We start from the raw sequence: 19760 nt of genomic DNA, 5'->3' as shown, positions 1-19760 counted from the left end.
TGTCGCTCCATTCCTTCTTAAAACACGAACGCATGCAACAAGGTTCCGTTGCGTCCGACTTCAGGCACGCGATCTGAGCAGTGTTAAAAGGCCGTCGGCGGTGCGGGTGTAGTGCTCCGCAAGCAGACGGCAGGCGCGTTCCTCATCCCGCGCCAACACGGCCTCAGCGATCTGCCTGTGCTCTTCGATCAGGTTGCGCTCGGTGCGCTCCCGATAAACGGAGGCTCGGCGGTAGCGCTCCACCTGCTCGCCCAGCATCTCGCGCATGCGCAGGAGCCAGCGCGAGGGGCAGGCGACCAGCGAGCGGTGGAACAGCTTGTTGAGCCGCTCCCAGTCGTCGAGCGACTCCTGGGCTCCGGACTGCACGAGACCGTCCGCCTTCTCCAGCCGGTAGGCAGCCGCCACAACGCCGCCTTCCCAGCCGCCGTCGCCCGCACGTATGGAAAGCCGTAGGGCGGAGAGGTCGATTTCGATACGCGCCGTGTTGAGGTCGAGGAACTCGGCCGCATCCAGCGGTGCGACCTGGAAGCCGCGGCGCTCCACTGCCCGCACAAGGCCGTCGGCGGAAAGCCGCTGTAAGGCCTCGCGCAGCGACGTCGGCCCGATGCCGTAGATCGCCTTCAGCTTCTCGATCCGCATCCGCTCGCCGGGCGGGCGGGCGCCGGAGATGATGTCTTGCTTCAGCCTGCGGTAGCAGGTTTCGGTGAGCGTCTGCTCCAGGGCCGGCTCGGAGGAGGATACGAGATCCGTCGTCACCTCGGCGCCGTAATCGGTCATAGGCCTTCTCAATTCACGTTTCTGTCCGTCTCCTACATGCTGTGCGGGTTTCTCGTTGACAGCATTTTATATCTGCATTCTAGTTCTATCGATAAAAATCATTCAATCGATGCGGTGGGCGCATGAGGTTTGCAACGTTTCGCTGCAATGGATCGTTCGGCGCGGGCATTGTCGACGGCGAGGAGGTGGTCGTCTGTGAGGGGGCCTGAGGCGGGCTGCGCCCTTCTAACGATGGTCGAGAACAGGGCAGCAGGCTGGCGTGCAAGATCAGCCAACGGCCATGTGAAGCGGCTATCGCTCTGATGGAGGATCTCGTTCCAGTGGCCCCGGTCAATACCGAGATCAACAAGCTGCTCGAGCGAGACGACGTGCGCGAGGCCTGGGCCGAACAGGGCGCCCAGCCGCTGATCATGAACCGTGCCGAATTCGAGCGGTATCTCAACGACGACATCGCCAAATGGGCGGAGGTTGTCGAGATTTCGGGCGCGAGGGTGCAGTAGGTCGATGGCGGAACGCTTCGAACTGCGGATCAACGGCACGGAGCAGGCGGTGGAGGCTGACCCAGCCTCCCCGCTGCTCGGCGTTCTGCGCGAGACGCTGGGGCTCACCGGTTCACGCTTCGGCTGCGGCGCGGGTCTGTGCGGAGCGTGCTTCGTACTCCTCGACGGCCACCCGGTGCCCTCCTGCGACACGCCGCTTTGGGCGGCGGTTGGCAAGGAGGTGACGACTGTCGAGGGGCTTGGCACGCCGGAGAATCCGCATCCCCTTCAGCAGGCGTTTATAGATGAGCAGGCGATGCAGTGTGGATATTGCGTGTCGGGCATCCTGATCAGCGCGGCGGCGCTGCTAGAGCACAATGCCGATCCGAGTGAGGCAGACGTACGTGAAGCGCTCGACCGCAACCTGTGCCGCTGCGGGTCGCACAACCGCATGGTGCGCGCCGTGCTCAGGGCGGCGCGGGAGACGAGGCCGGCATGAGCGCGACGACGAAAGCCGTGACGCTACCCGGCAGCCTGGCAGCAAATCCGCTCCTAGCGCAATGGCTGCGTTTCGAGCCGGGAGGCGCCGTCGAGGTCTCGCCTGGTAAGGTCGAGATCGGCCAAGGCATCCTTACGGTACTCACGCAGATTGTGGTTGACGAACTCGACGTCGCGCCGGCGCGTGTGAGGCTGAAAGCGGCGAGCACCGCCGCAAGCCCGAACGAAGGTGTAACCTCCGGCAGCCTTTCCGTACAGCACTGCGGCATCGCGCTACGCCATGCCTGTGCGGAGGCGCGGGCGCTCTTTCTCACCGCCGCCGCCGATAAGCTCGGGGTCGCCGCCGACGCGCTGACGATAGAGGACGGCATCATCGTCGGGCCGGATAACGCCCGCACGAGCTATTGGGAACTGACCGACCAGGTGTCGCTTGATGTACCGGCGACAGGCGAGGTCATGCCGAAGCCGACTTCAACCCGCAGGCATACCGGCAACTCGCTCGCCCGCGTCGATATCCCCGACAAGGTGTTCGGCCGGCCCCGCTACATTCACGATCTGAAGCTGCCGCAGATGCTGCACGGTCGTGTGCTGAGACCGCAGGCGCGGGCCGCCAGTCTTGTCGCTCTGGACGAAGAGGCTGCGCGGGCGTCTCCCGGCTTCGCCGCCATCGTGCGCGACGGCAATTTCGTCGGCGTCCTGGCGGAGACGGAGGAGGCGGTCGAGCGCTGCCTTGCGCTGCTGAGAAGCCGAGCGGAATGGCGGGGTGGAGAGGAGCTTCCCGACGAGGCGACGTTGACGGACTGGCTGAAGAGCCAACCTGTGGAGTCGAAGACCGTCGACAGCCGGAGAGCACCCTCGGCCGGATCGCCCGCCAGTCGAGTAAACCGTCGATACAGCCGCCCGTTCCTCGCCCACGGCTCCATCGCCCCGTCCTGTGCGCTCGCCCAATGGGCGAATGGCGGCGTCCATGTATGGACGCACAGCCAGGGCATCTACAATCTGAGGACCGACCTTGCGACCGTGTTCAAGCTGCCGCCGGAAGAGGTCGTCGTTGAGCATGCGGAGGGCGCCGGCTGTTACGGCCACAACGGGGCAGATGACGTGGCGCTCGATGCGGCGCTTCTTGCCCGCGCCGCCGACGGCCGCCCGGTGCGCGTGCAGTGGACGCGCGAGGACGAGCTGGCGCGCGCTCCCTTCGGTGCGGCCATGGCGGTGGAGATCGAGGCCGAGCTTGACGAGGAAGGCGAAGTCTTGCGCTGGCGGCACGAGTTGTGGAGCAATGGGCACACGGCGCGGCCTGGGCGCGGGTCGACGCCGGCGCTGCTTGCCGCGAGCGAGCTTGCCGAGCCTTTCCCGCGCGTCGTCTCCACCGATCCTCCGCTGCCCGCTGGCGGCTCCCATCGCAATGCAATCCCGATCTACGATTTCCCGGCTCAGGACATCGTCAGCCACCGGCTGCTCGTCATGCCCGTCCGTGTCTCCGCGCTGCGCTCGCTTGGTGCCTTTGCCAACGTGTTTGCCATCGAGTCCTTCATGGACGAGCTGGCGGCTGAGCGTGGGGAGGACCCGGTCGCCTTCCGCCTGCGTCACCTGCGCGACCCGCGAGCGCGCGCCGTGCTGGAGGCGGCAGCGGCGCGGGCGGGCCGCGACTCTCGGCGGAGGGACGAGGGCACGGGCTATGGCGTGGCGCTCGCTCGCTACAAGAACATGGGCGCCTATTGCGCAGTCGCGGCGGAGGTGGAGGGCGAGGAAGATATTCACGTGCGGCGGCTGGTGCTAGCCGTCGATGTCGGCGAAGTCATCAATCCCGACGGAGTGAAGAACCAGATCGAGGGCGGTGCCATTCAGGCGACGAGCTGGACGCTCAAGGAGGCGGTGCGGTTCGACCGTACGCGGATCACCAGCGACAATTGGGAAAACTATCCCATCCTGAAGTTTTCCGAGGTACCGGCTGTCGAGGTCGAAATTGTCCCGCGCCCCGAAGCGCCTCCCGTGGGCGCCGGCGAGGCGGCGCAAGGCCCGGTGGCCGGCGCCATCGCCAACGCCGTCTTCGATGCGCTCGGTGTGCGCGTGCGCCATCTGCCGATCACGCGGGACAACATCATCGCGGCCATGGAGTTGAGCTGATGACGAGGATTGCCAACCATCCGCTCGGCACAGCGACCCGCATGGGCCCAGGCTACTATCCGGTTCTGCTGGGTATCGTGGCCATCGGGCTTTCGCTCGTCATCTTCTTATCCGGCATGAGCGGCGGGGACAGGCTCCCCCGGTCGCATGGCGGCCACCGGGCGCTGTGCTGGGCGCGATTGTCGCCTTCTTCCTCACCATCCGCCTCCTGGGCCTAATGCCGGCCATCGTGCTTACGGTGTGTATCCTCCGCCCTTGCTGACCGCAACTCGCGCCCGCTTGGCACGCTCGTGCTTGCTGCTGCCCTGTCGCTTGGGGCGTGGCTCGTCTTCTCCAAGGGGCTCGGCCTACCCATGCCCGTCGTCAGGATGCCGTTCTGGAGCTTCTCGGAAACCTCGCGCTTGGCTTCGACACCGCGTTTACGCCCACCAACCTGCTCTACTGCTTCCTGGGCGTGTTCCTTGGCACATTTATCGGCGTACTGCCGGGCATAGGTTCTCCCGCCGCAATTTCCATGCTGTTGCCCGTCTCCTTCTACCTCGATCCGACCACGGCGCTCGTTATGCTCGCGGGCGTCTACTACGGCGCCGAATAAGGCGGCTCGACGGCTTCAAGCAGCCCGGCACACCGTCCTCCGCCGTCACCTGCCTCGACGGCAATCCCATGGCTCGGCAAGGGCGGGCCGGCGTTGCGCTGTTCACGACGAGCATCGCCTCCTTCTCCGGCGGCACCTTCGGCATCCTTGTGCTGATCGGCTTTGCGCCGCTTCTTGGCAGCATCGCGCTCAGCTTCGGACCGGCGGAATATTTCGCCCTGATGGTGCTCGGTCTCATCGCCGCGGCTGCCGTGACACAGGGCGCGCCCGTCAAGGGCATCGCCATGGTGGTGGTAGGGCTGATGCTGGGATGCGTCGGCACCGACGTGGACACCGGCTAGCCGCGCTTCATCCTCGGGCGCAACGAATTGTTCGACGGTATTAACCTCGTCGCACTCGCCATGACTTCGGTCTGAATGCGGGAATGACCAGATCTGCGATCTGGCCATTCCCGTGGCTGGAGAATTCTCGGCCTAGCTTGCCGCTTCGCGTGCCTTGTCCAGCCACCCGTCGACGGTATCGCGGTTCTCCTCGATCCAGTTTGCCGCCTGCTGCTCGATATTGTCGTCGCCCTCCTGCATCGCTGCGTTTTGAGAGTAGATGTCGGGGAGGGGGATAGACGCTGCCTCAAGCAGGGCCCGCACGGCTGGGTTCTCGTCCAGGAAGGCGGAGTTTACCACTGGAACGATGTCGTTGGCCGGAAAGCCGAGCGTGCAGGGGTCGTCGACGCAGCCCTCTACGCCATCAAGTGTGGCTGCGTCCTCGAGATCGGCCATCTCCTCCGGCAGGTCCACCCGTGGCACCTCGATCCACATCACGTCCTCGCCCGGCGCGAGCTCGTTCACGGTCCAGTTCGGTGTCCAGGTGTAGAAGAAGATGGATTCACCGTTCTCATAGGCCGCGATCGCGTCGGCCATAGAGGCCGAGTAGCCGGCCTTAATCGGGTTTACGTGGTCGCGCAGCTCGTAAGCGTCCAGGTGATGCTCGATGTTGACCTCGCAGCCCCAGCCTGGAGGGCAGGCAACCAGATCGGCCTTGCCGTCGCCGTTACGGTCGAAGGCCTCCTTCACCTCATCGCGCTTGAAGTCGTCGAGCGTCTGGATATCGAACTCTTCGACCGATGCCTTATCGACCAGATAGCCTTCAAGCGCGCCGCCCTCGGCCACTGCGCCGACGACCTCCGCACCGCTCTCGAATGTGCTGCGATACGTGTTGTGCAGCGGGAACCATCCATTGACCCATAGGTCAACGTCGCCCTGAGAGACCGCCTGGTAGAAGGGCGGGTTGTCGAGCGTCGTCGGGCCTTCAACCGTATAGCCAAGTTCTTCCAGCAGCTGCTTGTAAATTTCGGCGTGGAACCAGCCGGTGTCCCAGGTGGCGCGGGCCATCTGGACCGTCGTGCCTTCCCCGGGCATCTCCTGCGCCGAGGCGGGCGCCAGAGAGCCGGTACTTAAGAGAGCGGCTGCGGCAAGGGTGGGCATGATTTTCTTCAGATTGAGCATGATGCCTCTCCTTCGTTCGTTTTCGAGGTTTGGCGCGGGCACGTGCCCGGCGCTGCGAAAGGGCGGGGTGCCCCGCCCGTGCGGACTTCAGGAGCCCGTCTCCCTGGTCTCACCGGTCGGCGCCCGACGTGCGCGGAACAGCGAGACCAGCGTCTGGCGAAGCGAGGGTGTTCGCACCCCGCTCTGCTCGCCGAGGGCCTGGGTAATGCGGTCGAGGATGATCGCCAGGAGCACGATGCCGACGCCGCCGGCGGTCGCGCCGCCGACGTCAAGCCGGCCCAGGCCCGTATAGACGACCAGCCCCAAGCCGCCGGCGCCGATAAGGGCGGCGATCACGACCATCGACAGCGATAGCATCAGCGTCTGGTTCAGCCCCGCCATGATGGTCCTGAGCGCCAGCGGGAACTGCACCTCCCACAGGATCTGCCAGCGCGTCGAGCCGAAGGCCTCGGCCGCCTCGATCAGATCGCCGCGCACGTTGCGGATGCCCAAATTGGTGAGCCTGATGATCGGTGGCAGGGCGAAGATGATGGTGGCGATGATACCCGGCACCATGCCGACCCCGAACAGCATGACGATCGGCACCAAGTAGACGAAAGAGGGGATCGTCTGCATGATGTCGAGGATGGGCCGCGTGACGGCCCACAGCTTGTTGCTGCCAGCCGCCAGGATGCCGAGCGGTATGCCGATGATGGTGCAGAATAGCACCGAGGTCAGGATCATCGACAGCGTCGTCATCGTCTCGGGCCAGAGTCCGATCATGTCGATGAAGACGAGTGCGATCAGCGTGAAGAGGGCCATGCTGCGCCCGACCGTCCGCCAGGCAATCAATGCAAGGACGGCCGTGGTGACAAGCATGGGAACAAACTGGAGGAACGCGTCCAACGCATTGAGCACGCTAGTAACGGGAACCTGAAGCGCCCGGAAGAACGGACGGAAGTTAGGCACCAGGATGTCGCGTACAAGGGTGTTCACCCAATCGTCGAAGGGAATGAGCAGGATATCAGAGGGGCTGAGCATGCGCGCCTCCCGTCTCTCTGGTGTCGCTTGTGGCGGCTTCCGCGTCTCTCTCACCGTTGGCCTGTGGCCGGTCCTCGCCTGAAAGCTGGGCGAATACCGCCTCAGGCTCGACGATGCCGGTAAGCCGGCCTTCCCTGTCGATAACGGCGATGGGCAAGCCGGTGCTCGCCAGCCCGTATAGATCCTGAAGGTGCGCGCCCTCCGCCGCCGTCGGATATTCGGTGAGGAGCACCATGGCGAGTCCGCCGCCCTTGCCGTTTTCGCGTACCGCCGCCGACAGGTCCTGATAGGTCACGACGCCGGCGATCTTCTCGCCATCCAGCACATAGAGGGCATTGCGATTGAGTTCCTCCATGGCCCGGAGCGCCTCTTCCGCACTCGCCGAAAGCTGTACTGCCGCCGGCTCGTTGGCGACATGACTCGCGGTAAAGACCCGCCCGCGGTCGATGTCGGCGACGAACGCGCTCACATACTCGTCCGCCGGATGGGCAACAATCTCCTGCGCGGTGCCGACCTGAACGAAGCGCCCGTCCTTCATGATGGCGATGCGATCCCCCAGGATCAGCGCTTCGTTCAGGTCGTGGGTGATGAAGATGATCGTCTTCTTCAGCGTCTTTTGCAGGTTCAAAAGCTCTTCCTGCATCTCGCGGCGGATCAGCGGGTCGAGCGCGCTGAAGGGCTCGTCCATCAGCAGGATCTGCGGGTCCGTCGCCAGCGCACGCGCCAATCCTACACGCTGTTGCATGCCGCCCGACAATTCGGAGGGATAGCTGTCGGCCCAGGATGCAAGGCCCACCTGGTCGAGCGCCGCCAGAGCTTGTTTGCGCCGCTCGGCCGCACCCATTCCCTTGATTTTGAGCCCGTAGGCGACATTCTCAGCGATGGTCTTGTGGGGGAACAGCGCGAAGTGCTGGAAGACCATGGCGATCTTGTTGCGGCGGATTGCGCGGAGCTTTTCAGCCGAACAGGTGGCAACGTCGTCACCCTCGATCAGGATATGGCCAGCCGTCGGCTTGATCAGGCCGTTGAGCATGCGTACCAGCGTCGACTTGCCGGAGCCCGAAAGGCCCATCACAACGAAGATACGCGCCTCCTCGACATCGAAGCTGGCGTCCTGGACGCCGACGACCTGACCTGTCTCCTCCAGAATCTGCTCTTTGGTTTCTCCGCGCTTAAGCCGCTCCAGAGCGTCGTGCGTGGGTTCTCCGAAGATTTTGTAGACGTCCCTGACATTTAACTTGGCTTGCATCGGTCCTCTATCTGTCAAGCGAAACGCGTGGAAGTCACGCTACGAAGAACATTTTCGTACCTCGCGGGAATACAAAGAAATAATGGCTGGAATATTTTGAATTCCACCATTATCCATGTGATGAGAGCTGCATAGCTGCGGATGATAAGCCGCTCGTTGCCATGGTTCAACCGCAAGCAGATTTTTGTGAGGTCATGATATTCCACGAGGCAGCGCTCCCTGGGGATGTTGGACCACGTCCGGAACTTAACGGCTCGTGTTGGGAGTGCGCTGTCTTCGCGTCGGGCAGGTCCGGGATTTGCGGCACTGCTCAGCGGGGTCTCTCGTATCTGGCATTCAGTTCAGCCTCCGCAAGGATGTGTTCCGCCGCTTTCGACAGCACCGTCTCGCGATCTGCCCCCGGCGGCAGGTGGAGCGGCTGGTCGAGCGCAAGCAGGCGGAAGCGGCAGTGGAGGGTCCGTCCGGCCGTGCCGAGCGGGCCGTCATAGCCGACATTGCCGATATCGTTGACGCCTTGGTGCATCTCCTCCGGCTCGGGGTCCCGCTTGTGCTGATAGCCCTCCGGCAAGCCGCCGGACTGAGGCGGCAGGCCATAGACGAGCCACTGGACGAAGGGCTTCCGTGTTTGCGGCGTGACCTGCTCGAATAGAAGCGCCAGTTCGTGTGTCTCTTCCGGTACCCCGGCCCACTCAAGGGGCGGGGAGATATTCTCACCGTCCTTGGCGTATCTGATCGGAAGGGCGGTGCCTTCGGAAAAGGAGGGGCTGCTGATTTCCATCGATCCTGCGCCTCCGTCTTCATAGAGTCTGGGTGGCCTCTGTCCTACCGGCGATGCTGATCTGCCGCACGCCGCAAACATCGCCGGCAAGACGTCGGCCACTGCTTTTCCACCAGACACTTAGCTGGTCAGAATGTTCCACCCGAAGGTCGGCTGATTTTCTTTTTGCGCACGCAAGTCGGGAGACGGTGGCATGGGGTGAGCATCCGGCGATGATCGGCAACTGCATCGACTGCCATATGGCGCAGGGGTGGGGCCTTCGCTGGCGGACGGGCCATCCCCGCGCCACGTGGAGCCATTTACGGAACCAACATCACGCCCGACGAGGAAACCGGCATCGGTACAAGGGTCCGAGAAAGGCGTTCTGTCGGGCGATGTATCACGGGCTCGACCGCGAGGGCGGCTACTCTATCCAGCCCTTCCCTACCACCGCCTCGCGCAATATCCATTGCCGCCGCTCCTGGCCGAAAACGGTCCCTACAACAGTGTGAAGAACACTGCATAGCCAGCACCGAATGCGAACGCGAATGCAAGCAGCGCCAAGATTCCGTCATGGGTGATCAGGGCCAGGGCGAAGACAATGATCGCACCCCATGAAACCGTGCCTGCGAAAGGCACAACTTCAAGGGGCGGTATGGTGAGGGCAACAAGGATGCATATGAAAGCTGCCACTCGGACGAATGCCGGCTGGAACAGCCACTGTAGCCGCGATCTAAGCACCCGATCGGTTGCGCGCGCCACGGGCTTGATATAGCCGAGCGTCTTGCGGAACCTAGCCCTGTTCAAACTGCGTTCGAGGATGGCGGAGGGAAGCCAGAAGTGCTGCATCCCAATCAGAAGTTGGCAAGCTATCAGAATCACCGCACTTGCCAGGACTGTGGGAATACCAGGAATTCCTCCCAGCGGCGTGAATGCGACGATAGAAATGACCAGGAGGATTGGACCGAAGGACTTTCGCCCCACTGCTTCCATAATCTGTGATACGGTCACGTCCTCCGTGCCGTCCCCGGCTGCTGCGGCCTCATCCAAGACCTTTTCGAGATTATTGGCGTTCTTCCGATCAGGCACGTCTTTTTCCCGGATCCGTGTCCAAATCGCCTGGCGCCACCCAAAGTTCCATTCGCGCCCGCTCCGGCACCGTGCAAAGGCCCGCAAGCGCGCAAAGCGGCCTAACTTGGAACAGTTGAAGGCATCATCAGTTCTTGCATAGGAGCGATAAAACACAGGAGAGCATCCGTGTTGTGGAATGCATCGAATGTTATGGACTGTCGAATCGAAGCTACCGATGGCTCCATCGGCTCGGTGGACGATTTTCTCTTTGACGATGAGTCCTGGACGACGCGATGGCTTGTTGTGGATACGGGCACGCTGTTCGCCGGACGTCGCGTTCTTCTTCCGCCGTCGGCGGTTCAATCGGCCGACCCCCAGCAACGGACACTCTCGGTCTCGGTGACGCGACAGCAAGTCAAGGACAGTCCTGAAATCGACACGGACGCGCCTGTCTCACGCCAACAGGAGAGCAGTCTCTATGAACATTACGGTTGGGCGCCCTACTGGGGCCCTTACTTCTATGCTCCAGCCACCGGCGTCGCGGCGCCCGTCGTGCCGCCACGGGCAGAGCCGGATCGCGCCGCCAGCCTGCAAGATCGAACGGAGCGAGATCCACATCTGCGCTCGATGAATGCGGTGACCGGCTACTATGTGGACGCCGAAGACGGCGATATCGGCCACGTGGAGGATTTCCTGCTCGATTCCGACGGGTGGGCGATCCGTTACGTGGTCGTTGATACGAAGAACTGGTGGCCCGGCAAAAAAGTCCTGGTTCCGCCGGTCGCCTTCACGGATGTGAACTGGGGATCGGAAACCGTTCGCGTCGAGTTGACACGCGACCAAGTGCGAAACGGTCCGGAATACGATCCAAAGCAGACGGTAGAGCGCGCCTTTGAGGAGCGCTACCACGACTATTACGGATATCCATATTACTGGAGATGACAGTCCGATCAGGCTTCAGCGTCGGCCCTTCATAGGCGCGGCCTTCGGTGAGTGCAGCGTAGTGGTTTTACACAGCCCGCAATATCGAGAGCAGTTCCGAAGTCGGGTTTCCGGGACCTGAACATGACTACCAGCTCCTGATTGGCGCCCATGGTAGACTGAAGGTCCTCGGCATCCGCCTCTACTATTAGCCAATAGACCCGCCGGCCAGCCGTGGCCGGCGGGGTTGCGTGGATTGCGCTAAAGGTTTGTCCGGGCTTGGCAGGTGGAAAGACCCATGACCAGCTGATCTCCGGTCTCACCGCGGTGAATGAGATGACTGCATTGCGCCGTGGCCTCGAACTGCAGCGACTGCGCCTCACCCTGGGCACTTGTCTGGCCAGACCCTTGCTGCTGTGTGTCGGCCTGCGTCGAGCCGGTCTGCAAGGTTTCGTCATCGGGTTGAGATGCCGCAGCCGTGTGGGCGGGCGGCATGGAGAGCGTGCCGCTCTCTGTGATCTCCGTGGTGACCGTCGCAGCATCGGGACCGGCGGGTTTGAAATCCGTGACCTCGACCTGAAGCGAATAATCCTGCACCGGCTGGCCGTTGTTCATCCCCGACATCATGCCGACAGCCGCCCGGCTAATGCCCAGCACATCTCCCTTACCGAGCGTCATGGCCGAGAAGCCCTTTCTGTCGTCGCCGCGATAGATCTCGTTCGTCACGGAGAAGGTGGCCTCATCGGCGATGTTGTTCTGGGTCCAGCCGATCAGACGTTGGAAGTCGCCGGCTTGCACCGCCTGCATGGTCTCCTGCTCCATGCTATCGAAGAAACTTCTGACCTGGTCTTCCGTCAGGTTCTGCCCTTGCTGCTGCGCCCCGGCCGGACCCGCCAGGACGAGCAGGCTCGCGGCCGTGCCTGCAAAGATGGCGCGGGTAGTGTTCATCATGCTGATCTCTCCGTGCCGACGATCAGGAGGATATAGATCAGCGGATCTTGGGATTGGTGCAGGAAAATCTGAAAAAGTGTCTCGTGCCTGCTCTCCGGAAGCTTGTTCTCGCCGAATTCGGCCCGCCGCTGCTCCACGTCGGAGCTGCCCCGCCCTCGTCTCAGGAACCACGCCTTCCCATCGCCGTTTGTGAAAAACCACCATCGAAAGGAGCAGGTGATGGAGAATGTTCTGCAACAGATTCGCAAGGGAATGAGAGTCTACGACTCCCAGGGTGAGGAGATCGGCACGGTCGACTGGGTCAGAATGTCGGACGAAGACCCCACGACACCGGAGGCGGAGACGGTAACGGGGGACACAAACGTTTCCCGCAATGGTACGCTGACCGATCTCATATGGAATGCGTTCAGGACCGATGAGGTCCCAGAGCCGCTTCAGAGCCGCCTTCTAAGGGAGGGGTTCGTACGTATCGATGCCAAAAGCCTGTTCGCTGCCGACCGGTATGTAATGCCCGATCAGATTTCCTCGGTGGCCAACGACCATGTCACTCTAAAGGTACCGCGTGAAGCACTCATCCGGCGCGAGTGACGTTTGCCGATTGTGTGGAAGGCTGAAGCGCACGCTGTAGTTCTTCTTAAGCGCATCTGGTGGTGCCTTGGATGACCGATTCCAGCGCTACGATGGCACGGCTCGTGTCCAGCGGCATGTTCGGCCGCCATCCGGGCCTGCGTATCTTCTCACACAATACGGACATGAACCCTTTTTTGCCGACGCATCGGCCAGGGCCTCAAGGGTGGCGCGCGCGCCTTGGCATCACCCTTGTTTCGTGCCCGCGCGTGGCCGCCGCTTTCCCATCCCGCTCAGCATAGCGTTTTCGAGAGCCGTCAGGCCGCGTTCGAGTTGGTTCAGCCCACCTTCGCCGAAAAGAAGTGCCAGTTCCCGCTCGTAGTCCTGGGCCATCTGCGCCATCTCGCGGTAGCTGCGTTGGCCGAGCACGGTCAGTTCCAGATGCTCGGTACGACGGTCGTTACTGTCCTCGATCCTGCGTAGCCAGCGCTTGGCCTCCAGAGCCTTCACCGCCCGGCTCACCTTGGTTTTGTGCATGGTCGAATGCGCGCCGATCTCCGTTGCGGTCATGCGGCCATGGAAGCCGAGCGCCGCAAGGGCGCGCCACTCCGGCCGCGTTATCTGGTACTTTGCCTTATATTGAACCGCAAAGCGGAGACTGACCAGTTCCGCCGCCCGGTTGAGCCGATAGGGGAGAAAGGCTTCGAGATCGAAATCGCCACCCATGTGGACCCTTTTCATGCCTTGATAGTTACAAAATCAACCGTTACGTCCGTAACGAACTCGCATATCGAGTTTGCGGAGGAGGCGCAAGTCATGCTGGGCCACCCGATCGAGCAGCGGCGAGGGCACGGCGAATGCGGATTTCGTCATCTTCCCGCCGCGCCGGCTGGTGGCGCAAAACACCTTCCGGCCCCTGGTGCCTCGCAACGTCATGAACGAGTTCATGGAGGCATCTTGCCGCCGCCGCCCAAGCGCAACTGGTAAAACTCAGAACCGGGAAGGAATGATGGCGAAAGAATTCGCGTCCCAGGGGGATATGACCGAAAAGACGATCTCGTTCACGGAGATCGGCCGCGACCTATGGGCTTTCACCGCGGAAGGCGATCCCAATTCCGGCGTGATCATCGGCGAGGATGCCGTGATGGTCATCGAGGCGCAGGCGACCCCCAGGCTCGCCGGCAAGGTAATCGAAAAAATCCGCACGGTGACCGACAAGCCGATCACCCATCTGGTCCTTTCCCACTACCATGCTGTACGCGTTCTCGGTGCTTCCGCCTTCAATGCGCCAAACATCGTCATGAGTGAGAAGGCGCGTGCCATGGTGGCCGAGCGCGGCAAGGAGGACTGGGAGTCGGAGTTCGGGCGTTTCCCGCGCCTCTTCCAGGGGCACGAGAGCATCCCAGGGCTGACCTGGCCGACGACAACCTTCGGGGACCGCATGAGTGTCTATCTCGGCAAGCGGCGGGTCGACCTCATGTTCGTGGGGCGGGCACACACGGCTGGCGACATCGTCGCCCACGTGCCGGATGAGAATGTGATGTTCACCGGTGACATCGTCGAGTATCACTCGGCCTGCTACTGCGGCGACGGCCATTTCAACGACTGGCCAGCGACGCTGGAGGCGATCCGTTCGTTCGACCTAGACGCCATCGCTCCGGGCCGCGGCGATGCGCTGGTCGGCCGCGAGATGGCCAACTCCGCTCTCGACCTAACCGCGGACTTCATCCGTTCCACCTATGAGCCGGTGGCGAAGGTGGCCGTGCGTGGCGGCACGCTCAGGGAGGCGTGGGACGCCTGCCGGGCCGTCTGCGATCCGAAGTTCTCCAGCTACGCAATCTACGAGCACTGCCTGCCCTTCAATGTCGCGCGCGCATATGACGAGGCACAAGGAATCGACACGCCCCGCATCTGGACCGCGGCACGCGACAAGGAAATGTGGGAGGCGCTGCAGGGCTGATATACGACGGCAAGGCGGACTTCGGGGAGGATGTATGCCGCGCTACGAGTACAGGCGCTTCGGATACACGACCCCGCCGGAGCTTTCCGGCGGGCGCCCGCGCGACTATAAAGTCGCGATCGTGGGGGCGGGGCCGATCGGCCTAGCTCTCGCCATCGACCTGGCGCTCAAGGGCGTGGCCTCGGTGGTGCTCGACGATAACGACGTGGTCTCGATCGGCTCAAGGGCCATCTGCTGGGCCAAGCGGACGCTAGAAATCTTCGACCGGCTGGGTGTCGGCGAGCGCATGGTGGAAAAGGGGATCACCTGGAAGGTCGGCCGCGTCTACCACCGCGACCGCGAGCTTTACGCCTTTGATCTCCTGCCGGAGGCAGGCCACAAAATGCCCGCCTTCATCAACCTGCAGCAGTATTATGTCGAACAGTACCTGGTCGACCGCGCGCGCGACTTCCCCGAGCTGGTCGACCTGCGCTTCAAGAACAATGTGATTGGGATCGAAAACAGCAACAGCGGCGCTACGATCAAGCTAGAGACGCCGGACGGGACCTATAATCTCGCGGCCGACTACGTTGTGGCCTGCGACGGCGCGAGGTCGCCGATCCGCTCCATGCTGGGGCTCGAGTTCCGCGGCCAGCTTTTCGAGGAGCGTTTCCTCATCGCCGATATAGAGATGCAGGCGGACTTCCCGGCCGACCGGCGTTTCTGGTTCGAACCGACCTTCCATGAAGGTGAGTCCGCACTCCTGCACAAGCAGCCCGACGATATCTACCGCATAGACCTGCAGCTCGGCTGGGATGCGGATCCTGAGGAAGAGAAGAAGCCGGAAAAAGTCATCCCGCGCATCAAGGCCATTGTCGGCGAACGGCCTTTCGAGATCGACTGGGTGTCCGTCTACACCTTTCAGTGCAGCCGGCTGGAACGCTTCGTTCACGGCCGGGTGATCTTCGCCGGCGACAGCGCGCATGTCGTCTCGCCCTTCGGTGCGCGCGGCGGCAATGGCGGCATTCAGGATGTCGACGCACTGGGGTGGCGCCTGGCGGCGGTGGTGAAGGGCGAGGCATCGGAAGGCATTTTCGAGCGCTACAATGCCGAGCGCGTGCACGGCGCCGATGAAAACATCAAGAATTCCGCGCGCACCACAAATTTCATGACACCGAAGTCGGACATGGAAAAGATGATGCGCCGCGCGGTGCTCGACCTTGCCGCCGAGATGCCGTTTGCGCGCCGGCTCATCAATTCCGGACGGCTTTCGGTGCCGTGCTCGCTGGAGCGGTTCTACAACAGACACCTCTCAGCGGCACCGCTCCCGCCCGGCCGCGTGGCGGTTGACGCGCCGCTAGAAAAGAACGGCGAGGATACTTGGCTCCTTAGTGAACTTGACGCCGGGTTCACGCTCGTCTCCTTCGGTGGCGGAGCAGGACCGGCCATCGCCGGCGTCAGACACATGAGCGTCGGCGCCGATCACGGTGATCTCATTGATCGAAGGGGGTTCGCGCTTGACCGCTACGGCACCCGCCTCTCCTATCTCTTCCGGCCGGACCAGCATATCTGCGCCGTCTTCCGCAAGCCGACGGAGGAATATGTCCGGGCGGTGGTCGACAAGGAACTGGGCAGGTGAGGCAGTGATGGGCGATTTTGCAGACGACCGTCTTGGAACGGCGGGCGACGATTTCTACGAGGCGCTGCTTGAAGCGCACAAAGGGCTGAGTTTCGAGAAGAGTGCCGCGCTCAATGCGCGGCTAGTACTGATCCTCGCCAACCGAATCGGCGATCTCGAAACATTGAGCGCGGCGCTCACCGCCGCACGCGGGAGCAAGGAATAATGGCTACAGTGCTTTACGACTACTGGCGATCCTCCGCGAGCTACCGCGTGCGCATCGCCTTGAACATGCTAGGCGAGGAATACGAGATCGTGCCCGTCGACCTCCTGGCTAAAACGCACATGAGCGCGGAGCATCTGGCGCGCAACCCGCAGGGGCTGGTGCCGGCGCTCCATATCGATGGGCGCATGCTCACCCAGTCGCTGGCGATCATAGAATATCTCGAGGAGACGCGCTCGGCCGGCTTCCTGCCTGAGGATGCGGCCGGGCGCGCTCGCGTGCGCGCGCTGGCATATGCCATTGCCATGGAAATCCACCCTGTGTGCAACACGCGTGTTGCTGCCCATATAGTGGAGCTCACCGGCAACGGGGACGTGGCGCGCAAGGCCTGGATGCAGAAATTCATCGCCGACGGCCTACGTGCCTTCGAGGCCATGCTGGACGACGGCGGCGGCACCGGCGATTTCTGCCATGGCGACAGGCCCGGCATGGCAGAGTTCTGCCTCGTGCCGCAGCTCTACAATGCGCGGCGCTGGGAGGTGGATCTCTCCGGGCTTGAACGGATGCAGAGGATCGACCGGAACTGCTCGGAGATCGCCGCCTTCGACAAGGCGCATCCCGATCGGCTCGGACCGCCCCCGCTCAACTCGTAGGCGCCGTTCACGGGGCCTTCGGCGGAACGTCAGTCACCTGAAAGGAGGGACGGGCGAGGCCAAGATCCACAATTGGAGGCCTTACTGTCTCGGCATCCCCTTTGGGCGAAGGGCACGTTTTTGTGCGGCGATGCGAAACTGGGCATTAGCGGCACCATAGCCGGTATAGCCGCCGCGCCGCTCAACGATTTCGAAGAAGAACCCTTCACCGTAATTGGGGCTGTAGAGCTGAAAATACTCGCCCTCGCCCTCGCGATCATAAAGGATGTTCTCCTCCCGCAGCCGGCCGGCAAAACCAGCCTCCAGTCCGAAGCGAGCTTCGAGGTCGTCATAGTAGTTGCGTGAAATCTTCAAGGAACGGAAGCCGTTCTCCTTCAGCGCCTTGGCCGTGGCGAAGATATCCTCTGTCAGAAAGGCGACGTGCTGGACTGCCGAGCCGAAGCTCTCGGCGATAAAATGGCCGGCCAGCGTGCGGCGGCTCTCCGCTCCGTTCAGCGTGATCCTGAGGTCGCCGTCGGCGCTTTCGATAGCCTGGCTACGGATGAGCCCGCCGGGATCGACAACGTCAACCATGGGCGTGCGGTCTGTGGCGAAGATCGAGGTGTAGAAGAGAACCCAGGTCAACATCTCCTCATAGTTCATAGTCTGGGCAATGTGGTCGATACGCCTCAGCCCCGCCGCGGCGGGATACTCATCCCCTGCAAGCGGGGTGAACTCGATATCCCAGACCCGCGCAAGCTCTGTTTTCTCGTCGATGAAATGCATGACGCCGCCGCCGACGCTGCGGATGGCGGGGATCTTCAACTCTCCGCGGCCGACCGTTTGCTGAAACGGCTCGGCGACCAGCGCGCGCGCCCGTTCCACCGTGGCGCTCGCGTTCTCCACCTTCAGGCCGATGTCACAGACTGATGTTCCGTGAACCAGATAAGAGGAGTGGGCAAAGCCCTCCCGCTCGGTGTTTATAACGAGGTTGATGCCGCCTTGGCGCCAGACCGTCACATCCTTGGATATGTGTCGACCGGCCGGTGCAAATCCCAGCGTGCGGAACATGCCGGCCAGCTCCTGGGCCTCCGCCTCATCGGCGGCGAATTCAACGAACTCGATTCCGCTCGCCTCGATACGGTCCGGCATAGAGGGCACATCAATGGCGATATCCGGTTCGAGCCGGCGCACCTTGTCCATCAGATAGAGGAGCGAGCGACGCCCATCGACCGAGATTGACTTAGGCGAGCCGCCGCGGAACTGATCGTTGAAAATCTCCAGTGACAGCGGCCCGTCATAGCCGGTGGCGGCGACAGCGCGCATGAAGTCGACGACCGGCAGATCGCCTTCACCCGGCATGTTGCGGAAGTGCCGGCTCCAGTAAAGAAGGTCCATCTCGATCAGCGGTGCGTCGGCAAGCTGAACGATGAAGATGCGGTCGCCGGGGATTGCGCGGATCGAATTCACATCAATCTTGCGGGCGAGCGTGTGGAAGGAATCGAGAATCAGCCCGATATTGGGACGATCGGTGCGCCGCACGATTTCCCACGCATCGCGGTGGTCGCTGACATGCCGTCCCCAGGCCAATGCCTCATAGCCGACCCGCAAGCCCCGTTTGGCCGCACATTCGCCGAGTTCATTGAAATCGTCGGCGGTCCGGTCGATGCCACCGAGCGAGACCGGCGATACGTTCGAGCACACGAGCATCAGGTCAGTGCCCAGCTCCTGCATCACATCGAACTTGCGCTCGGCGCGGTCGAAGGCGCGGCTCCTCTGTGGCTCGGGCATGCCCTCGAAGTCGCGGAAGGGTTGGAACAGCGTGATCTCCAGGCCGTGATCACGCACCATCCTGCCGACATCGCGCGGGCCGCCGTCAAAGGCAAGAAAATCATTCTCGAATATCTCAACCCCGTCGAAGCCCGCTGCCGCGATCGCCGCCAGCTTCTCCCGCAGGTCTCCACTTATCGAAACGGTGGCGATCGAGGTTTTCATGACATCCGTCCGTGCGCGGCGGCTTCATCAGCTTCCTGCCAGAGCTCGAGATGATGCATCTGGAAGTCCAACTGAGCATCGGCCATATCGTTGCCAGTCTGGATTGGGTGGCCTCCCCGCCTGGCCGCGAGGAGCAGAGGCGTCATATTCGGCTTGGTGACGACGTCGCAGACAACCGCACCTGCCGGCAGGCGGTCGAGGTCGATCGGCAGAGGATCGCCGGAGCCCATGCCCAAAGGGGAGGCGTTGATGGCGATGTCGACTGCAACACTTTCGGGCCAATCGGTAACAACGGTGCATTCAGGGAACGCAGCCTGCAGCCGGCAAGAAAGCGCTGACAGCTTCTGTGCATTCGGATCGACCAGGCACAGGACGGAAGGGCCGGCTTCGCACAGCGTCCATGCGATGGCGCTTCCCGCGCCGCCGGCCGCGCCGACGACCAGCACGACGCGGCCTGTAAGCAAAACGCCGTTGCGCCGCAGAGCTTCTGCGAAGGCGAGACCGTCGGTCATATCGCCGAACAGTGTGCCGTCGGGCTCGCGGCGGATGATATTGACCGCACGCGCTCGGCATGCCCGATCGGTCACACGGTCCATCGCGCTAAACGCCGCCTGCTTGTAGGGGACCGTCACTGAGGCACCGCCGCAATTGGACCAACCGCGCAGGCCGGACAAGAACCGGTCGATCGCGTCAGGCGCGATTTCCATGGGGAACATCACTGCATCGATCCGCCTCGTGGCGAAATAGGCGTTGATTGCCGGTGGCGTGCGCACCTGCGCAATCGGATAACCGAGGAGCGGATAGCAGCGTGTCGTGCCGGTGATGCTGTGCATCGGGTT

23 protein-coding genes and 1 pseudogene are annotated in these 19760 nt (G+C 62.7%); 13 read left to right on the top strand and 11 right to left on the bottom strand.

The features are described 5' to 3' along the window. Positions 1 to 60: 60 nt before the first annotated feature. Positions 61 to 777 carry a GntR family transcriptional regulator gene (locus N5A92_RS04120; RefSeq protein ID WP_260900590.1) on the bottom strand — a complete coding sequence of 239 codons (717 nt, stop codon included), beginning with the start codon at positions 775 to 777 and terminating at the stop codon, positions 61 to 63. A gap of 320 nt (positions 778 to 1097) precedes the next feature. On the opposite strand from N5A92_RS04120, the gene N5A92_RS04115 reads away from it, so the two are divergent. The 6 genes from N5A92_RS04115 (at position 1098) to N5A92_RS04090 (ending at position 4817) form a co-directional block, all read left to right on the top strand. Then, positions 1098 to 1277, top strand: coding sequence for a hypothetical protein (locus N5A92_RS04115; RefSeq protein ID WP_260900589.1), 180 nt, complete (start codon positions 1098 to 1100; stop codon positions 1275 to 1277). A gap of 4 nt (positions 1278 to 1281) precedes the next feature. Continuing rightward, a complete protein-coding gene (locus N5A92_RS04110) occupies positions 1282 to 1755 on the top strand; it encodes a (2Fe-2S)-binding protein (RefSeq protein WP_260900588.1) in 474 nt (157 codons plus the stop codon). After that, positions 1752 to 3881: a xanthine dehydrogenase family protein molybdopterin-binding subunit gene (locus N5A92_RS04105; RefSeq protein ID WP_260900587.1), complete on the top strand. Its 2130-nt coding sequence runs from the start codon at positions 1752 to 1754 to the stop codon at positions 3879 to 3881. Before N5A92_RS04110 ends, N5A92_RS04105 begins: the two co-directional genes overlap by 4 nt. Next, positions 3881 to 4099 (top strand): hypothetical protein, encoded by a 219-nt coding sequence (locus N5A92_RS04100; protein WP_260900586.1) that lies wholly within the window; start codon positions 3881 to 3883, stop codon positions 4097 to 4099. Before N5A92_RS04105 ends, N5A92_RS04100 begins: the two co-directional genes overlap by 1 nt. 101 nt (positions 4100 to 4200) lie before the next feature. Beyond that, on the top strand, positions 4201 to 4476 hold the full coding sequence (locus N5A92_RS04095; protein ID WP_260900585.1) for a tripartite tricarboxylate transporter permease: 276 nt from the start codon (positions 4201 to 4203) through the stop codon (positions 4474 to 4476). A 68-nt stretch (positions 4477 to 4544) separates the two neighbouring features. Beyond that, complete coding sequence (locus N5A92_RS04090) at positions 4545 to 4817, top strand: tripartite tricarboxylate transporter permease (RefSeq protein WP_260900584.1); 273 nt, start codon at positions 4545 to 4547, stop codon at positions 4815 to 4817. Between the two features lie 132 nt (positions 4818 to 4949). On the opposite strand, the gene proX is transcribed toward N5A92_RS04090, so the two are convergent. The 5 genes from proX to N5A92_RS04065 form a co-directional block, all read right to left on the bottom strand. Then, on the bottom strand, positions 4950 to 5978 hold the full coding sequence (gene proX, locus N5A92_RS04085; RefSeq protein WP_260900583.1) for a glycine betaine/L-proline ABC transporter substrate-binding protein ProX: 1029 nt from the start codon (positions 5976 to 5978) through the stop codon (positions 4950 to 4952). 87 nt (positions 5979 to 6065) lie between these two features. Then, positions 6066 to 6998 (bottom strand): ABC transporter permease, encoded by a 933-nt coding sequence (locus N5A92_RS04080; RefSeq protein WP_260900581.1) that lies wholly within the window; start codon positions 6996 to 6998, stop codon positions 6066 to 6068. Next, complete coding sequence (locus N5A92_RS04075) at positions 6982 to 8247, bottom strand: quaternary amine ABC transporter ATP-binding protein (protein WP_260900579.1); 1266 nt, start codon at positions 8245 to 8247, stop codon at positions 6982 to 6984. Before N5A92_RS04075 ends, N5A92_RS04080 begins: the two co-directional genes overlap by 17 nt. 310 nt (positions 8248 to 8557) lie before the next feature. After that, positions 8558 to 9025, bottom strand: a complete 468-nt coding sequence (locus tag N5A92_RS04070; RefSeq protein ID WP_260900578.1) for a YbhB/YbcL family Raf kinase inhibitor-like protein — start codon at positions 9023 to 9025, stop codon at positions 8558 to 8560. A gap of 477 nt (positions 9026 to 9502) precedes the next feature. Continuing rightward, a complete protein-coding gene (locus N5A92_RS04065) occupies positions 9503 to 10093 on the bottom strand; it encodes an exopolysaccharide biosynthesis protein (RefSeq protein WP_260900577.1) in 591 nt (196 codons plus the stop codon). Positions 10094 to 10261: 168 nt separating this feature from the next. On the opposite strand from N5A92_RS04065, the gene N5A92_RS04060 reads away from it, so the two are divergent. After that, complete coding sequence (locus tag N5A92_RS04060; RefSeq protein WP_260900576.1) at positions 10262 to 11017, top strand: PRC-barrel domain containing protein; 756 nt, start codon at positions 10262 to 10264, stop codon at positions 11015 to 11017. A 240-nt stretch (positions 11018 to 11257) separates the two neighbouring features. Here N5A92_RS04060 and N5A92_RS04055 read toward each other — a convergent pair whose 3' ends face one another. Together N5A92_RS04055 and N5A92_RS27420 are read right to left on the bottom strand one after the other, a co-directional pair. Beyond that, on the bottom strand, positions 11258 to 11947 hold the full coding sequence (locus N5A92_RS04055) for a hypothetical protein (protein ID WP_260900575.1): 690 nt from the start codon (positions 11945 to 11947) through the stop codon (positions 11258 to 11260). Next, positions 11944 to 12084, bottom strand: a complete 141-nt coding sequence (locus N5A92_RS27420; RefSeq protein ID WP_425248522.1) for a cation-transporting P-type ATPase — start codon at positions 12082 to 12084, stop codon at positions 11944 to 11946. The genes N5A92_RS04055 and N5A92_RS27420 overlap by 4 nt, the downstream gene beginning before the upstream one ends. 82 nt (positions 12085 to 12166) lie before the next feature. Here N5A92_RS27420 and N5A92_RS04050 point away from each other — a divergent pair, with 82 nt between their 5' ends. Then, positions 12167 to 12535, top strand: coding sequence for a DUF2171 domain-containing protein (locus N5A92_RS04050; protein ID WP_260900574.1), 369 nt, complete (start codon positions 12167 to 12169; stop codon positions 12533 to 12535). Positions 12536 to 12760: 225 nt separating this feature from the next. On the opposite strand, the gene N5A92_RS04045 is transcribed toward N5A92_RS04050, so the two are convergent. Next, positions 12761 to 13240 carry a MarR family winged helix-turn-helix transcriptional regulator gene (locus N5A92_RS04045; RefSeq protein WP_260900571.1) on the bottom strand — a complete coding sequence of 160 codons (480 nt, stop codon included), beginning with the start codon at positions 13238 to 13240 and terminating at the stop codon, positions 12761 to 12763. Positions 13241 to 13310: 70 nt separating this feature from the next. Between N5A92_RS04045 and N5A92_RS27415 the strand changes: the two are divergent. The 5 genes and pseudogenes from N5A92_RS27415 to maiA form a co-directional block, all read left to right on the top strand. Next, positions 13311 to 13451: pseudogene (locus N5A92_RS27415) on the top strand (homogentisate 1,2-dioxygenase domain-containing protein); the annotation flags it as partial. A gap of 72 nt (positions 13452 to 13523) precedes the next feature. Continuing rightward, on the top strand, positions 13524 to 14474 hold the full coding sequence (locus tag N5A92_RS04040; RefSeq protein ID WP_260900570.1) for an MBL fold metallo-hydrolase: 951 nt from the start codon (positions 13524 to 13526) through the stop codon (positions 14472 to 14474). A gap of 34 nt (positions 14475 to 14508) precedes the next feature. Beyond that, the gene (locus tag N5A92_RS04035) at positions 14509 to 16092 is read left to right on the top strand and encodes an FAD-dependent oxidoreductase (protein WP_260900569.1); all 1584 of its coding nucleotides are present in this window, start codon (positions 14509 to 14511) and stop codon (positions 16090 to 16092) included. A gap of 7 nt (positions 16093 to 16099) precedes the next feature. Beyond that, complete coding sequence (locus N5A92_RS04030) at positions 16100 to 16297, top strand: DUF2783 domain-containing protein (RefSeq protein WP_260900568.1); 198 nt, start codon at positions 16100 to 16102, stop codon at positions 16295 to 16297. Beyond that, positions 16297 to 16947 carry a maleylacetoacetate isomerase gene (gene maiA / locus N5A92_RS04025; RefSeq protein WP_260900567.1) on the top strand — a complete coding sequence of 217 codons (651 nt, stop codon included), beginning with the start codon at positions 16297 to 16299 and terminating at the stop codon, positions 16945 to 16947. The genes N5A92_RS04030 and maiA overlap by 1 nt, the downstream gene beginning before the upstream one ends. An 81-nt stretch (positions 16948 to 17028) precedes the next feature. Here the strand turns inward: maiA and N5A92_RS04020 are convergent, their stop codons facing one another. Next, a complete protein-coding gene (locus N5A92_RS04020; protein ID WP_260900566.1) occupies positions 17029 to 18921 on the bottom strand; it encodes a bifunctional sugar phosphate isomerase/epimerase/4-hydroxyphenylpyruvate dioxygenase family protein in 1893 nt (630 codons plus the stop codon). Continuing rightward, entirely contained in the window at positions 18918 to 19754 is an 837-nt protein-coding gene (locus tag N5A92_RS04015) for a shikimate dehydrogenase family protein (protein WP_260900565.1), read from the bottom strand. The genes N5A92_RS04020 and N5A92_RS04015 overlap by 4 nt, the downstream gene beginning before the upstream one ends. Between the last annotated feature and the right edge of the window lie 6 nt (positions 19755 to 19760).

The organism is Chelativorans salis (assembly GCF_025336525.1).
GTDB lineage: Bacteria > Pseudomonadota > Alphaproteobacteria > Rhizobiales > Rhizobiaceae > Chelativorans > Chelativorans salis.
Note: the sequence above shows the minus strand (reverse complement) of the source record. Positions and strands in the feature narration are given on the sequence as shown.

What these genes read in the sequence shown, in the direction of transcription:
- N5A92_RS04120 (WP_260900590.1), bottom strand. Translation starts at nt 777, where the DNA reads ATGACCGATTACGGCGCCGAGGTGACGACGGATCTCGTATCCTCCTCC.
- N5A92_RS04110 (WP_260900588.1), top strand. Translation starts at nt 1,282, where the DNA reads ATGGCGGAACGCTTCGAACTGCGGATCAACGGCACGGAGCAGGCGGTG.
- N5A92_RS04105 (WP_260900587.1), top strand. Translation starts at nt 1,752, where the DNA reads ATGAGCGCGACGACGAAAGCCGTGACGCTACCCGGCAGCCTGGCAGCA.
- N5A92_RS04100 (WP_260900586.1), top strand. Translation starts at nt 3,881, where the DNA reads ATGACGAGGATTGCCAACCATCCGCTCGGCACAGCGACCCGCATGGGC.
- N5A92_RS04090 (WP_260900584.1), top strand. Translation starts at nt 4,545, where the DNA reads ATGGCTCGGCAAGGGCGGGCCGGCGTTGCGCTGTTCACGACGAGCATC.
- proX (WP_260900583.1), bottom strand. Translation starts at nt 5,978, where the DNA reads ATGCTCAATCTGAAGAAAATCATGCCCACCCTTGCCGCAGCCGCTCTC.
- N5A92_RS04080 (WP_260900581.1), bottom strand. Translation starts at nt 6,998, where the DNA reads ATGCTCAGCCCCTCTGATATCCTGCTCATTCCCTTCGACGATTGGGTG.
- N5A92_RS04075 (WP_260900579.1), bottom strand. Translation starts at nt 8,247, where the DNA reads ATGCAAGCCAAGTTAAATGTCAGGGACGTCTACAAAATCTTCGGAGAA.
- N5A92_RS04070 (WP_260900578.1), bottom strand. Translation starts at nt 9,025, where the DNA reads ATGGAAATCAGCAGCCCCTCCTTTTCCGAAGGCACCGCCCTTCCGATC.
- N5A92_RS04055 (WP_260900575.1), bottom strand. Translation starts at nt 11,947, where the DNA reads ATGATGAACACTACCCGCGCCATCTTTGCAGGCACGGCCGCGAGCCTG.
- N5A92_RS04050 (WP_260900574.1), top strand. Translation starts at nt 12,167, where the DNA reads ATGGAGAATGTTCTGCAACAGATTCGCAAGGGAATGAGAGTCTACGAC.
- N5A92_RS04045 (WP_260900571.1), bottom strand. Translation starts at nt 13,240, where the DNA reads ATGGGTGGCGATTTCGATCTCGAAGCCTTTCTCCCCTATCGGCTCAAC.
- N5A92_RS04040 (WP_260900570.1), top strand. Translation starts at nt 13,524, where the DNA reads ATGGCGAAAGAATTCGCGTCCCAGGGGGATATGACCGAAAAGACGATC.
- N5A92_RS04035 (WP_260900569.1), top strand. Translation starts at nt 14,509, where the DNA reads ATGCCGCGCTACGAGTACAGGCGCTTCGGATACACGACCCCGCCGGAG.
- N5A92_RS04030 (WP_260900568.1), top strand. Translation starts at nt 16,100, where the DNA reads ATGGGCGATTTTGCAGACGACCGTCTTGGAACGGCGGGCGACGATTTC.
- maiA (WP_260900567.1), top strand. Translation starts at nt 16,297, where the DNA reads ATGGCTACAGTGCTTTACGACTACTGGCGATCCTCCGCGAGCTACCGC.
- N5A92_RS04020 (WP_260900566.1), bottom strand. Translation starts at nt 18,921, where the DNA reads ATGAAAACCTCGATCGCCACCGTTTCGATAAGTGGAGACCTGCGGGAG.
- N5A92_RS04015 (WP_260900565.1), bottom strand. Translation starts at nt 19,754, where the DNA reads ATGCACAGCATCACCGGCACGACACGCTGCTATCCGCTCCTCGGTTAT.